Origin of the sequence: Paraburkholderia antibiotica (assembly GCF_012927125.1) — a bacterium.
Classification (GTDB): Bacteria; Pseudomonadota; Gammaproteobacteria; order Burkholderiales; family Burkholderiaceae; genus Paraburkholderia; species Paraburkholderia antibiotica.
Genome location: NZ_JABBFZ010000002.1, coordinates 366,655 through 380,965 on the forward strand (window position 1 = coordinate 366,655; position 14,311 = coordinate 380,965).

Below are 14,311 nucleotides of genomic sequence, written 5' to 3' on the forward strand. Positions count from 1 at the left end.
GACACCGCGAACGCATCACGCGTCTGCCGGCACCCGCACCCACCCTTCCATCAGCACCCGCGCGCTGCGGCTCATGATCGCCTTCGTGACGACCCATTCGCCGTCCTTCAGGCTCGCCTGCGCGCCAACGCGCAACGTGCCCGACGGATGCCCGAAGCGCACCGATTCGCGCTCGCCGCCGCCCGCCGCCTGGTTGACCAGCGTGCCCGCGACCGCCGCCGCGGTGCCGATCGCGACCGCCGCCGTGCCCATCATCGCGTGATGCAGCTTGCCCATCGACATCGCGCGCACCAGCAGATCGACGTCGGCCGCGCGCACCGGTTTGCCGCTCGACGCGACGTAATCGACCGGCTTCGCGACGAACGCGACCTTCGGCGTGTGCTGGCGCGTCGCGATCTCGTCGAGACTCTTGATGAGGCCCATGCGCAACGCGCCGTGCGCGCGGATCGTCTCGAACATCGCGAGCGCCTTCGCGTCGCTATTGATCGCGTCCTGCAACTCGGTGCCCTTGTAGCCGATCGCTTCGGCCTCGACGAAGATCGTCGGAATGCCCGCGTTGATCATCGTCGCCTTCAACGTGCCGACGCCGGGCACGTCAAGATCGTCGACGAGGTTGCCGGTCGGGAACATCGCGCCGCCCGCGCCTTCTTCGTCGGCGGCCGGGTCCATGAATTCGAGCGGCACTTCGGCGGCCGGGAAGGTCACGCCGTCGAGTTCGAAGTCGCCGGTTTCCTGCACCGCGCCGTCGGTCATCGGCACATGCGCGATGATCGTCTTGCCGATATTGGCCTGCCAGATGCGCACGATCGCGACGCCGTCGCGCGGCACACGGCTCGCGTCGACGAGACCCGCACTGATCGCGAACGGCCCGACCGCGGCCGACAGATTGCCGCAATTGCCACTCCAGTCGACGAAGGCCTTATCGATCGACACCTGACCGAACAGATAGTCGACGTCGTGATCGGGCCGGCTGCTGCGCGAAATGATCACCGTCTTGCTGGTGCTCGACGTCGCGCCGCCCATGCCATCGATCTGCTTGCCGTACGGATCGGGGCTACCGATCACGCGCATCAGCAGCGCGTCGCGCGCGGCGCCGGGAGTTTGCGCGGTGGCGGGCAGATCGTCGAGGCGGAAGAACACGCCCTTGCTGGTGCCGCCACGCATATAGGTGGCCGGAATCCTGATCTGGGGAAGGTGCGCCATGAAAGTGTCCTGAGGTGACGTCATGTTCAATGAAGGGCGATGCGGCCTACGGAGCCGCAGCGCCCTGTTCTGTTGCTACGTGCGCGTCGAATCGCGCATCAAAGCGCGCATCAAAGCGTCAGGCCGCCGCCTTGCTCGACTCCAGAAAATCCTGCGCGAAACGCTGCAGCACGCCGCCGGCTTCATAGATCGACACCTCTTCGGCCGTGTCGAGCCGGCACGTGACCGGCACTTCGACGCGCTCGCCGTCGCCGCGATGAATCACCAGCGTCAGATCCGCGCGCGGCTTGCGCTCGCCGATCACGTCGAAGGTCTCGGTGCCGTCGATACCGAGCGTCAGACGGTTCACGCCGGGCTTGAATTCGAGCGGCAACACGCCCATGCCGACCAGATTCGTGCGGTGAATCCGCTCGAAGCCTTCCGCGACGATCGCCTCGGTGCCCGCGAGCCGCACGCCCTTCGCGGCCCAGTCGCGCGACGATCCTTGGCCATAGTCCGCACCCGCGATCACGATCAGCGGCTGCTTGCGCTCCATGTAGGTTTCGATCGCTTCCCACATGCGCGTGACCTTGCCCTCCGGCTCGATACGCGCGAGCGAACCGGCCTTCACGTTGCCGCCCTCGACCACCATTTCGTTCTTCAGCGTCGGGTTCGCGAAGGTCGCGCGTTGCGCGGTCAGATGGTCGCCGCGGTGCGTCGCGTACGAATTGAAGTCCTCTTCGGGCAAGCCCATTTTCGTCAGGTACTCGCCGGCCGCGCTGTCGGCGAGAATCGCGTTCGACGGCGACAGGTGATCGGTCGTGATGTTGTCGCCGAGCACCGCCAGCGCGCGCATGCCCTTGAGCGTGCGCTCGCCGGCGAGCGCGCCTTCCCAGTACGGCGGACGGCGAATATAGGTGCTCTGCGGGCGCCAGTCGTACAGCGGCTCAGCTCTCTCGCCGTGCTCGACAGCGGCCGCGAACATCGGTTCGTACACCTTGCGGAATTGCTCCGGCTTCACGCTCGCGGCGACGATCGCATCGATCTCCGCATCCGTCGGCCACAGATCCTTCAACGTCACTGGATGACCATCGGCATCGACGCCGAGCACGTCCTTCTCGATGTCGAAGCGGATCGTGCCCGCAATCGCATACGCGACGACAAGCGGCGGCGACGCGAGAAACGCCTGCTTCGCGTACGGATGAATACGGCCGTCGAAATTGCGGTTACCCGACAGCACCGCGGTCGCATACAGATCGCGCTCGATCACTTCCTTCTGGATCACCGGATCGAGCGCGCCGGACATGCCGTTGCACGACGTGCATGCATACGCGACCACGCCGAAGCCGAGCTTCTCGAGATCGGGCAGCAGCCCCGCTTCTTCCAGATACAGCGTGACGGCCTTCGAGCCCGGCGCGAGCGAGCTTTTCACCCACGGCTTGCGCGTCAAACCGCGCCGGTTCGCGTTACGCGCGAGCAGACCGGCCGCGATCATGTTGCGCGGATTGTTGGTGTTCGTGCAGCTGGTGATCGCGGCGATGATCACCGCGCCATCGGGCATCAGGCCCGGCTCGTTCTCGACCTTGCCGCTGATGCCACGCGCGGCGAGATCCGCGACCGGCAAACGGCGATGCGGATTCGACGGACCCGCGAGCGTGCGCACAACCGTCGACAGATCGAACTTCAGCACGCGCTCGTACTCGGCATGCTTCAGCGCATCGGCCCACAAGCCGGTTTCCTTCGCGTAGGTCTCGACCAGTTTGACGAGCGCGTCGTCGCGGCCGGTCAGCGTCAGATAGCGGATCGTCTGTTCGTCGATATAGAACATCGCGGCGGTCGCGCCGAACTCGGGCGCCATGTTCGCGATCGTCGCGCGATCGCCGAGCGTCAGGTTCGCCGCGCCCTCGCCGTAGAACTCCAGGTACGCGCCGACCACCTTCTCCTTGCGCAGGAATTCGGTCAGCGACAGCACCACGTCGGTCGCGGTAATGCCCTCGCCACGCTTGCCGGTCAGCTCGACGCCGACGATGTCCGGCAGCCGCATATACGACGCGCGGCCGAGCATCACGCTTTCCGCTTCGAGACCGCCGACGCCGATCGCGATCACGCCGAGCGCATCGACCATCGGCGTATGCGAATCGGTGCCGACCAACGTATCGGGAAACGCGACGCCGTCCTTCACCTGCACGACCGGGCTCATCCGTTCGAGGTTGATCTGGTGCAGGATGCCGTTGCCCGGCGGAATCACGTCGACGTTGCGAAACGCGCGCTTGGTCCAGTTGATGAAATCGAAGCGGTCTTCGTTACGGCGATCCTCGATCGCGCGATTCTTCGCGAACGCATCCGGATCGAAACCGCCGCATTCAACTGCAAGCGAGTGATCGACCACCAGTTGCGTCGGCACCACCGGATTGACGAGCGCCGGGTCGCCGCCCTGCGCGGCGATTGCATCGCGCAGCCCCGCGAGGTCGACGAGCGCGGTCTGGCCGAGAATGTCGTGACACACGACACGCGCCGGAAACCACGGAAAATCCAGCTCGCGCTTGCGCTCGATGATCTGCTTAAGCGATGCCGTGAGCGTCGCCGGATCGCAGCGGCGCACCAGATTTTCGGCGAGCACGCGCGACGTGTACGGGAGTTTGTCGTAGGCGCCGGGCTCGATCGCATCGACCGCGGCACGCGTATCGAAGAAATCGAGTTCGGTGCCCGGAAGGCGTTTGCGGTTGGCAGTATTCATGGCGTAGGGACAGTTAGTGGCCGCCGGACGGATGCCGGCGGCGGTCGCAGCAGTCGGTTACGCGCGGCGCGCCTTGTTGCGGCGCTGTGCCGGCGAACCGGGTCGGACAGTCGATATAAGTGTAGCTCGCGATTCGGCGGATTCAGCACACCGCCGCGCACACACGGGCACGCTCAAACAATCGATGCATGCCCGCGCTCCCGATCACGCGCGCTTCGCCAGCGGCACGAACGGCAGATCGTCCGGGCCCGTGTAATTCGCGCTCGGCCGGATGATCTTGTTGTCGATGCGCTGCTCGATGATGTGCGCGCTCCAGCCCGCCGTGCGCGAGATCACGAAGAGCGGCGTGAACATCGCGGTCGGCACGCCCAGCATGTGATACGACACCGCGCTGAACCAGTCGAGATTCGGAAACATCTTCTTCGCGTCCCACATCACCGACTCCAACCGCTCGGCGATCGAGAACAGCTTCATGTTGCCCGCTTCCTTTGACAGCTTCTTTGCGACTTCCTTGATGACCTTGTTGCGCGGGTCCGAGATCGTATAGACCGGGTGGCCGAAGCCGATCACCACTTCCTTGTTCTCGACGCGGCGACGGATGTCGGCTTCCGCTTCGTCGGGCGTCTGGTAGCGCGACTGGATCTCGAACGCGACTTCATTGGCGCCGCCGTGCTTCGGGCCGCGCAGCGCGCCGATCGCGCCGGTGATCGCCGAGTAGATGTCCGAACCCGTGCCCGCGATCACGCGGCCGGTGAACGTCGACGCGTTGAATTCGTGCTCGGCGTACAGGTTCAGCGACACGTGCATCGCGTCGACCCACGCCTTCGACGGCTCGACGCCGTGCAGCAGATGCAGGAAGTGGCCGCCGATCGAGTCGTCGTCGGTTTCGACCTCGATGCGCTTGCCGTTGTGCGAGTAGTGATACCAGTAGAGCAGCATCGAGCCGAGCGAGGCCATCAGCTTGTCGGCGATGTCGCGCGCGCCCGGCAGGTTGTGATCGTCTTTCTCGGGCAGCACGGTGCCGAGCACCGACACGCCGGTGCGCATCACGTCCATCGGGTGCGCGGCGGCCGGAATCCATTCGAGCGCGGCCTTCACGTTGGCGGGCAGGCCACGCATGCCTTTGAGCTTCGTTTTGTAGGCCTTCAGCTCGGCCGCGGTCGGCAGCTTTTCATGTACCAGCAGATAGGCGATTTCTTCGAATTCGCACGCGCCGGCGATGTCGAGAATGTCGTAGCCACGGTAATGCAGATCGTTGCCGGTCTTGCCGACCGTGCACAGCGCGGTGTTGCCCGCGGTCACGCCAGACAGCGCGACGGATTTTTTCGGCTTGAAGGCGCCCGCGTTCGGCGTGCTGTTGTCTGCTTCGCTCATCGATTGTCTCCAGAGACAGGGTGTACTGGGGGTCACAGCTTTGAATGGGCAGCGTTGAACGCAAAGAACGGGCCAGCTTGCGCGCCGGCCGCTAAGTGCCTGATTTGTCAAAAGTCCGCTGCCGGTCTCGGCGGCCACGCGATTGCATTTCATTTCACAAATGAAATCGACGATTTCACATTGGAAAGGAATGCTCGCATAATGGCGTCTTCCGCCACTCCGCCGCGAGTCGTCCATCTTGAGCACGCCTCTGTACGAACCGCCGCAGCGCCCGCGCATCTGGGCGCTCTCGATCAGCCGCCTGCGCGAGCTGTTCTTCGACATCGCCGGCGAATACGTCGAACGCGCGGACTTTCGCATCGTCTCGCACGGCTTCGAGGACGCGGTGCGCGAAATCGAAGGCGCGGGCGCGGCGCGTCCCGACGTCGTGCTCGCGGGCGGCTCGAACGGCGCGTATCTGAAGACGCGCGTGTCGGTGCCGGTGGTGCGCATCAGCCCGACCGGCTTCGACATGATGCACGCGCTCGCGCGCGCCCGCCGCGAAGGCGCGCGCGTCGCGCTCGTCACGCACGGCGACACGCCCGACGAAGTGCGCCGCTTCACCGCCGCGTACGCGCTCGACGTCACGTTCGCGTCGTACCAGTCGGTGCAGGACGCGGAGAGCGTAGTGCTCGACCTCAGCGACCGCGGCATCGACGTAGTAGTCGGCCCCGGCCTCGTCACCGATATCGCCGCCAGCGCCGGCATGGGCGCGGTGTTTCTGTATTCGCGCGCGTCGGTGCGCACCGGTTTCGACACCGCGCTCGAAGTCGCGCAGGCGACGCGCCGCGAAACCGTGCGACGGCAGCGGCTCGACACGTTGCTGCAGCATCTGCGCGACGGCGTCGTCGCGCTCGATGCGCAGGGCCGCGTCGAGCTGATGAACCAGCGGCTCGCGAGCGTGCTCGGCATCGATGCCGCGAAGGCCGTCGGCCGCACACTGCTCGATCTCGCGCCGGACCTCGCGGGCAGCCTGCCCGACACCGATGGCGACAGTTTCTGCACGGTGCGTGGCGCGAGCTACGTCGTGCATCGCGGACCGCTCGCGAGCAGCGGCGCGGCGGCGGGCACCGTGCTGACGTTCCAGGAATCGCGCGCGGTCGAGCGACTCGATCGCACGCTACGCGCGCGACAACGCGTGCAGCAGTTCACCGCGCGCTACCGGCTCGACGATATCGTCGGCGCGTCGGAGACGATCGAGCAGGTGCGCGCGCGGGTCGCGCGTTATGCGAAGTCGGACGCGACCGTGCTGATTCTCGGCGAGAGCGGCACCGGCAAGGAGATGGTCGCGCAGAGCATGCATCAGTTGAGCGCGCGGCGCGACTTCGCATTCGTCGCGATCAATTGCGGCGCGTTTCCCGAGGCGCTGCTCGAAAGCGAGCTGTTCGGCTACGAGGAAGGCGCGTTCACCGGCGCGCGCAAAGGCGGCAAGGCGGGACTGATCGAGGTCGCGCATCGCGGCACGCTGTTTCTCGATGAAATCGGCGAAATGCCGCTGTCGTTGCAGAGCCGCCTGCTACGCGTGCTGCAGGAGCGCGAGGTGGTGCGGCTCGGTTCGACGGAGCCGACGCGCGTCGATATTCGCGTGATCGCGGCGACGCATCGCGCGTTGACCGACAGCGTCGCGGCCGGCGCTTTTCGCGCCGATCTGTACTACCGGCTCAATATTCTCAGCATCGCGCTGCCGCCGCTGCGCGAGCGGCCGGCCGATCTGCTGCCGCTCGCCGCCGAGCTCTTGAGGCAGGCGGCCGCGCGCGAGCCGGGACTCGCCGCGCGCGTGCCCGACGCGGAGACCGCCGCGCGCATGCTGAGCGGGCTCGGTGCGGCGTTACGGCGCTATGCATGGCCGGGCAACGTGCGGGAATTGCAGAACGTGATCGAACGGATTGCGGTGGAGCTGGCGGATGTCGATGCAGAGACGAACGCGGACGCGACGGTGGTATCGCGCGAGATGCTGCGGGCGGTCGCGCCGGAAATCGTCGAACCGGTCGCGCGCGCCACGAAGCCCGCCGCGCTCACCTTGCGCGAGCGCAGCCGGCATGTCGAAGCCGACGAGATTCGCGCGGCGCTCGCCGCGCACGGCGGCGATCGGGATGCGGTGTGCGCGGCACTCGGTATCAGCAAGACGACGTTGTGGCGCAAGCTGAATGGGGGGACGCGGTAGGTGCGGGGCCTGCTTTGAAATGCCGCGCGGTCATCTGGGTGTCACGACGCTTCGTCAACGCAACGGACAGATCAAGGCTTCACCGCACGCACGATCACCCCGTTCCAGCCGAACACGACGCGATGCGCGTCCATCCGAAAGACGGCCGCGCAACTCTCGCCGTCCAGCAACAGGGTCTTCGGCGGCAAGCCGGTATCTTCGAGGTTGATGCCGTACTCGTCTTCGAGCTTCGGCGCGGTGTCGACGGTGCGCACGCGAAAGCCCTCGCGTGGCCGACAACGCTCGCCCGCGAATTCGATCTGCCCACCCGATATGCGCATGACCTTGCCGAGCAGTCTTTTGGCCTCCGGTATGCCGCCGGACACATCGCTATAGCCGACCACATCGGTGACCGTCCATGTGCCGTCGAAAGACGATAACGGCGTGACGGACGGTTCGGCGACGGATTCGGCTGCCACGCAGGTTGCCGTGCTCAGGCAAAGGAGCAGCAGGGGGTAAAGGGTTTTGGGCGCCACGGTGACGGTCTCCAGCCGCTACGATGAGGCGGCAATCTATCACCGCCCTGCCCACTCCAGGCACGATGCCGACGATTTTGGGCCGTCGCCCATCGAATCACTCCCCCCTCAAAACCCCGCCTCCCGCTGCAAAACCGCCACCCCAAACCGCACCCCGCGCCCGATAAAACTCTCGCGCCCAGCTGCACGGTCCCGCCCACCTCGCGACCGATCTCCGGCACCCCATCGCACGCGTCGAAGCGCACCTGCCACGTCGCCTGCAACGGCACCAGCTGACGCGTCTTCGCGTCGTACTAGGCCGGAATCGGACCGCCGTACGTGCTCGCAACCGACGGTTGATCGAGCGTCGCAAGATTGACCCTGTCGATCGCATCGATGCGGCACGCGCGACGCGCGAACTCCGCGACGTTAGCGACGAACACCGCGCGCTGCCCCGCCCTCAGGCGCGCCACCTCGCTCTCGCCGACGAACGCCACGCCCTTCACGCCCTCCGGCGCGATCAGATCGTAGAGCCGCTCGCCGCGCGGCAGCCAGGTGCCGGGCGCGGGCGCATCGCCGGCCAGTTGCACGCGACCGTCGAACGGCGCGCGCACCGTCAGTTGCGCGATCTGCGCCTGCAAGCCCGCGACCGTCTCGCGCGCCGCGTCCCAACGCCGGGCGAGCGCAGTGCCCTGCCGCTGCAAACGCTCGTCGAACGATTGCTGCTCGACTTCCCAGCGCAGTTGCGCTTCATCGGCTCGCGCGGCCTTCAACCGGTAGTCGAGCTCGGGCGACACCAGCACCGCGAGCGTCTCGCCCGCCCGCACGAGTTGCCCATCGCGCGCGGGCGCAGGCTCGGCCGCGACATAACCGGACCCGACCGCATACAGGCCCTGCGCCAACTGCGGCCCGAGCACCGCCGGCGCGCTGACGCCCTCATGCCACGGCACCGCGAAAAAAATCACCAGCGCCGCGCCGAGCACCACACTGCGCCGCGTCTCGCGACGCCAGCGCAATTCGCCGCGTCGCTGCCAGCTCGTAGCGGCCTCGCGCCAGATCGGCCGCGAATCGATACCGATTCGAAAGAATTCGCGCGAGCCTTTCGTCAGGCGGCTCGCGTCATGCGCAGTGGGAAAACGTCGTCGCCGCAGCGGGAATTGCCGGAAACCAGCCGCTTGAACCGGCGAACACAAACCGCCTGTACGACGCGACGCGCGCGTGATGGACCGCGCAATAAGCGGTGAAACAAGCAACGCAATAGACAGCGCAATAAACCGCGCAATAAACCGCGCGAACGCCGCCCCTCAGACCACCGCCTCCGGCCCACCCAGTTGCGCGAACTCCTCGCCAAGAAAATCCACGCAGACCCGCACCTTCGCGGATTGCGCGAGCCGCGCCGGATACACCGCCCACACGTTCGCCGGCTGTGTGACCTCGGGCAGCACCTGACGCAACTGGCCCGCCTCGATCAACCCGCGCACATCCCACCACGAGCGCAGCACGATCCCGCGTCCGGCCAGCGCCCATTGCACGGCCACTTCGCCGTGATTGGTCGACAGCGGTCCGGTGACCTTGATCGACGCCGCTTCGCCGCGCACCGTCAGCCGCCACAAACCGAACGGATGATCACGCTCCTTGATCGCGAGGCACGCGTGCGCGGACAGCTCCGTCAACTGCCGCGGCGTACCGTGCCGCCGCAGATAATCGGGCGACGCGCACAGCACGCGATGATTCGACGCGAGCCGTCGCGCGATCAGATGCGGCGCGATGTCGTCGCCGATCCGCACGTCGAGATCGAAGCCCTCGCCCGCCACGTCGACGAGACGATCGAACAGATCGAGCCGCACGCTCAGCTGCGCGTAGCGCTCCGAGAAGCGCGCGAGCGCGGGCGCGACGAAGCGTCGGCCGAAACCGAAGCTGCTCGAAATGCGCAGCTTGCCGCCCGGAATGCGGCGCGTCGTGGACACGTCCTCGACCAGCTGATCGACGTCGTCGAGAATTTTTTCGGCCCAGGTATAGACCCGCTCGCCGGCTTCGGTAATCGCCACACGACGCGTCGAGCGATGCAACAGGCGCGTGCCGAGCGTGGTTTCGAGCACGTTGATGCGCTTGCTGACATAGGCCGCCGACACCGACAGCGCATCGGCCGCCGCGCTGAAACTGCACTTGCGCGCGACTTCGCAGAACACGCGCAGGTCGGCGAGATCGGGAGACGGGACGCTATTCATGGCGGCAGGCTTTGTACACGAATCGTGCACAGTGGCTTAACTAAAGCGCGCATTTTAGACGCAAACAGCAGGAATAGAATAAGCACCACCGAAACGTCGACACCCATTCCAAGGAGGAGTCCACCATGTCGAAAACCTACCGCATCGCCGTGATCCCCGGCGACGGCATCGGCGTCGAAGTGATGCCCGAAGCGCTGCGCGTACTCGATGCCGCGACGAAACGCTTCGGCATCGAGCTCGAATACACGCACATCGACTGGGCGAGCTGCGACTACTACGCGAAGCACGGCAAGATGATGCCGGACGACTGGAAAGCGCAATTGCAGCCGATGGACGCGATCCTGTTCGGCGCGGTCGGCTGGCCCGACACCGTGCCCGACCATATCTCGCTGTGGGGCTCGCTGCTGAAATTCCGCCGCGAATTCGATCAATACGTGAACCTGCGCCCCGCGCGGCTTTTTGCGGGCGTGCCGTCGCCGCTCGCGGGACGCAAGGCCGGCGACATCGATTTCTGGATCGTGCGCGAGAACACCGAGGGCGAGTATTCGTCGGTGGGCGGCGTGATGTTCGAAGGCACGGAGCGCGAATTCGTGCTGCAGGAATCGGTGTTCACGCGGCACGGCAGCGAGCGCGTGCTGAAGTTCGCGTTCGATCTCGCACAGCGCCGCGAGCGCAAGAAGATCACCGTCGCGACGAAGAGCAACGGCATCGCGATCAGCATGCCGTGGTGGGACAAATGCGCGGCCGGTATCGCCGCGCAGTATCCGGACGTCGCGTGGGACAAGCAGCACATCGACATCCTGTGCGCGCGCTTCGTGCTGAATCCGGATCGCTTCGACGTGGTCGTCGCCACCAATCTGTTCGGCGACATCCTGTCCGATCTCGGCCCCGCCTGCACGGGCACGATCGGCCTCGCGCCGTCGGGCAACCTGAATCCGGATCGCAAGTTTCCATCGCTGTTCGAGCCGGTACACGGCTCGGCGCCCGACATCGCCGGCAAGCACATCGCCAATCCGATCGCGATGATCTGGTCGGCCGCGATGATGCTCGACTTCCTCGGCCATTCGAGCGGCAAGGAGCGCGACGCGCACGACGCGATTCTGCAGGCGATCGAGGCGACGCTGGTCGAAGGTCCGCACACCGGCGACCTCGGCGGTCAGGCGAGCACCAGCGAAGTCGGCAAGGCGATTGCGGCGAAACTCGCGTGAAGTTGTCGTAGTCGGGGCGCTTGAGTCAAGCCACTTAAGTCGGGCCGTGTAGAAACACGGCCCGACTACACTTGCGCCGCTATCGGCAGTTGCGTCGCTCGTAAAGCGACCACTCGGCCTCGTGCGTAACGAGCACAACATCGCATTCGTTATTGGCGAAGAAGTTCCGCGGCAACGGGTCGGCCTTGCGCACGAAGAAATAGCGGTACTGCCGGCCGTTGTCGCGAGTCCAGTCGAACGCGCCCGGTTCGTGTTCGAGCGCGGGCGGACTGATCGGCATCATGCCGGGTCGGAAGCGTACGATCTGCGGCACGAACGTCGCGAAGTTCAGATCGACGAAACCGTGCTTCTCCGCCTGGTACCACACGGACTGATGCGCGTACGCGTGCGGACTCCTGTACGCGGGACTCGTGCGATCGAAGATCAGACTCAGCGCGCGTTGATCCGGCTCGGTCCGTTCGAGCAGATCGTCGAGCGGCGCGATTTCGGCGGCGAAGCGATGCAGGCGCACCGTCTGATCCGCGAAGAAGATCCAGCATCCGGCGATGATCGCGGCCTGCACACCGACACCTAGCAGCTTGCCCGCACGCGCCCCCGACATCGACGACGCACGCCGTGCTGCGCTCGCCAATGCTGGCGGCGCGCAGAACATCAGCGCATACGCGGGCAGCAGAAACAACGCGAAACGGTGGTACAGGTAGGCGGTTTTGAGCGCGGTGCCCGGCACGAACAGCCAGACGAAACCGACGGCGAGCATCGGCACGAGCGCCGTGCGATCCGGATTGATCCGGTCGCGCCACACCCACGGCGCCACGAACATCAGCGCGACGACCGGCAGATACACGGCCGCGCTCTTGTTCATCCCCCACACGTAGACGGGCAGCGAAAGCAGACGCTGCAAATCCCAGCCCCAGTTGAACACGGCGATGCCGGGTACCACGTGCCCGAGCAGCGGATCGGTCGTGTGGCTCCACCATGCATAGACGAGAGTCAGCACGCCGAGCGGCACGAACGGTGCAAGCGCAAGGATCTTGCGGGCCCAGCTTCTCTGCCGGTACAGCACGAAGCCGACACCAATCGCGACCGCGAACAGGAACACGAGCCCGTGACAGAAGAACAGCGCCGTGCCCGCGACGAACATCCAGACGCCCTTTCGCATCGACGTCGCGCCCGCGTAGTCGTGCGAGAGCCAGACGAACAGAATCCCCAACGGCGCCGCGACGAGGAACGTATAGAAGCCCCACATGAACGAGAAGCCGAAGAAGCCCGGCACGAATAGCCAGTCGAGCCGCGGATCGCCGTTCAGATAGCGCCGGAAGCCGACGCACGACGCGACGAACGCGAAGTATGCGAACGTCAGCACGGCCTTGAGCGCGGCGCCGATCGGCATCAGATACGTGAGCGGCAACGCGAGGCCATAGCCGACCAGATACGGCGTCAGCAGATTGAGCTGCACGAGGTTCTGCCACGACGAGCGATGTTCGAGCAGATCGCGCAGCAAGGTCACCTGCCCCGCGTGTTGCGGCAGGTCGACCATCGGCGGATGCGGCGCGACCCAGAACAACGCGCCGCCGTACAGCACGGTGACGATGAAAAGCACGCGCGGCAAAATCGCGGCAAGCCGGCCGGAACGCGAGAACAGTTCGGCACCGGACGTCGCCTCGGCGCCTGCTCGCGCCGGCGCGGAAGAATCGACGGGCATGGTCATAAGGTTTGCTCGATGATGAAACGCGGACGCTGTTTGGTCTCGGCATAGGTCTTCGAGATGTAGCCGCCGATGACACCGAGGAACAGCAATTGAACACCGCCGAGGAAGTACATCGGAATCACCGTCGACGCCCAGCCGGGCACCGTGAGGTCGGTGAAGAGACGCGCGAACGCGGCCCATGCGCCGAAGCACAGCGAGCCGAACGCGAGCAACGCGCCAATGCGGGTACTCCATTGCAGCGGTACGGCGGAAAACGACGTGATGCCGTCGAACGCAAACGCGAGCATCTTGCTGAGCGGATATTTGCTCTCGCCCGCAAAGCGCGCGCCGCGCTCGTATTCGACGATCGCGCTTTTGAAGCCGAGCAGCGGAATGATGCCGCGCAGGAACAGATTGACTTCCGGAAACTGCCGCAACGCTTCCACCGTCTTGCGGCTCATCAGACGAAAATCCGCATGGCCCGGCAGAATATCGACGCCGAATGCCTTCAGCAGCCTGTAGTAATTGCGCGCGGTAAAGCGCTTGAAGAACGTGTCCGTATTGCGTTTGTGACGCACGCCGAAAACGATCTCCGCGCCCAGCCGATATTGTTCGAGCATGCGCGGAATCGCTTCGATGTCGTCCTGAAGATCGGCGTCGAGACTGACGAGAACATCGCCTTGAGCCGTCATCAATCCGGCCAGCAACGCATTCTGATGACCGCGATTGCGCGAGAGTTTGATGCCGCCGCAGCGCGCATTCTGCGCGTGCAGTGCTGCAATGATCGACCACGTGCGGTCGCGGGAACCGTCGTCGACAAACGTGATGCGGCTTTGCTCACTCACCTCGCCGGCTTCGATCAATCGCGCCAGCAGCGCGAGAAGCCGCGTACTCGTCTCCGCAAGGACTTCTTCTTCGTTGTAGCACGGTACGACGAGATTCAGCGTCGTCATAGGCAGATCCTTATCTCTGACCCGGTATTGATCCAGAATCAGGCTTGAGGGTCTTTCGACGATAGTACGCATCTCCGACCCCATGCAAGCTCGACGATTTCTTTGTCCGAAATTCACTGAAACCGCGGCAAAAACGTCGAAATAGAGTCACAACGCAATGTCGATGAAATGTGAACAAACGTATTATTTACCGCGCACTCGCACGCAATCGGCAATCTGGAAATGAAGCCGATACGGCGACACGC

Annotated in this window: 10 protein-coding genes; 2 read left to right on the forward strand and 8 right to left on the reverse strand. The window is 65.2% G+C overall.

The features are described from left to right. Positions 1-15 precede the first annotated feature (15 nt). From prpF to prpC, 3 genes are all read right to left on the reverse strand, one after another. Entirely contained in the window at positions 16-1,203 is a 1,188-nt protein-coding gene (gene prpF / locus HHL14_RS05705) for a 2-methylaconitate cis-trans isomerase PrpF (protein ID WP_169496591.1), read from the reverse strand. Between the two features lie 118 nt (positions 1,204-1,321). Further along, positions 1,322-3,919, reverse strand: a complete 2,598-nt coding sequence (acnD, locus tag HHL14_RS05710; protein WP_169496592.1) for a Fe/S-dependent 2-methylisocitrate dehydratase AcnD — start codon at positions 3,917-3,919, stop codon at positions 1,322-1,324. A gap of 204 nt (positions 3,920-4,123) precedes the next feature. Beyond that, the gene (prpC, locus tag HHL14_RS05715; RefSeq protein ID WP_169496593.1) at positions 4,124-5,293 is read right to left on the reverse strand and encodes a bifunctional 2-methylcitrate synthase/citrate synthase; all 1,170 of its coding nucleotides are present in this window, start codon (positions 5,291-5,293) and stop codon (positions 4,124-4,126) included. 238 nt (positions 5,294-5,531) lie between these two features. On the opposite strand from prpC, the gene prpR reads away from it, so the two are divergent. Next, positions 5,532-7,496 (forward strand): propionate catabolism operon regulatory protein PrpR, encoded by a 1,965-nt coding sequence (gene prpR, locus HHL14_RS05720; RefSeq protein ID WP_169496594.1) that lies wholly within the window; start codon positions 5,532-5,534, stop codon positions 7,494-7,496. 71 nt (positions 7,497-7,567) lie between these two features. Here the strand turns inward: prpR and HHL14_RS05725 are convergent, their stop codons facing one another. From HHL14_RS05725 to HHL14_RS05735, 3 genes are all read right to left on the reverse strand, one after another. Beyond that, positions 7,568-7,954 (reverse strand): hypothetical protein, encoded by a 387-nt coding sequence (locus HHL14_RS05725; RefSeq protein ID WP_329601616.1) that lies wholly within the window; start codon positions 7,952-7,954, stop codon positions 7,568-7,570. A 350-nt stretch (positions 7,955-8,304) separates the two neighbouring features. Continuing rightward, positions 8,305-9,006 (reverse strand): HlyD family efflux transporter periplasmic adaptor subunit, encoded by a 702-nt coding sequence (locus HHL14_RS33075; protein ID WP_230412931.1) that lies wholly within the window; start codon positions 9,004-9,006, stop codon positions 8,305-8,307. Between the two features lie 288 nt (positions 9,007-9,294). Beyond that, complete coding sequence (locus HHL14_RS05735; protein WP_169496595.1) at positions 9,295-10,218, reverse strand: LysR substrate-binding domain-containing protein; 924 nt, start codon at positions 10,216-10,218, stop codon at positions 9,295-9,297. A 125-nt stretch (positions 10,219-10,343) separates the two neighbouring features. Between HHL14_RS05735 and HHL14_RS05740 the strand changes: the two genes are divergently transcribed. Beyond that, entirely contained in the window at positions 10,344-11,426 is a 1,083-nt protein-coding gene (locus HHL14_RS05740) for a tartrate dehydrogenase (RefSeq protein ID WP_169496596.1), read from the forward strand. A gap of 79 nt (positions 11,427-11,505) precedes the next feature. Here the strand turns inward: HHL14_RS05740 and HHL14_RS05745 are convergent, their stop codons facing one another. Together HHL14_RS05745 and HHL14_RS05750 are read right to left on the reverse strand one after the other, a co-directional pair. Beyond that, entirely contained in the window at positions 11,506-13,134 is a 1,629-nt protein-coding gene (locus HHL14_RS05745; protein WP_169496597.1) for a hypothetical protein, read from the reverse strand. Further along, positions 13,131-14,066 (reverse strand): glycosyltransferase family 2 protein, encoded by a 936-nt coding sequence (locus tag HHL14_RS05750; RefSeq protein ID WP_169496598.1) that lies wholly within the window; start codon positions 14,064-14,066, stop codon positions 13,131-13,133. Before HHL14_RS05750 ends, HHL14_RS05745 begins: the two co-directional genes overlap by 4 nt. Positions 14,067-14,311 lie beyond the last annotated feature (245 nt).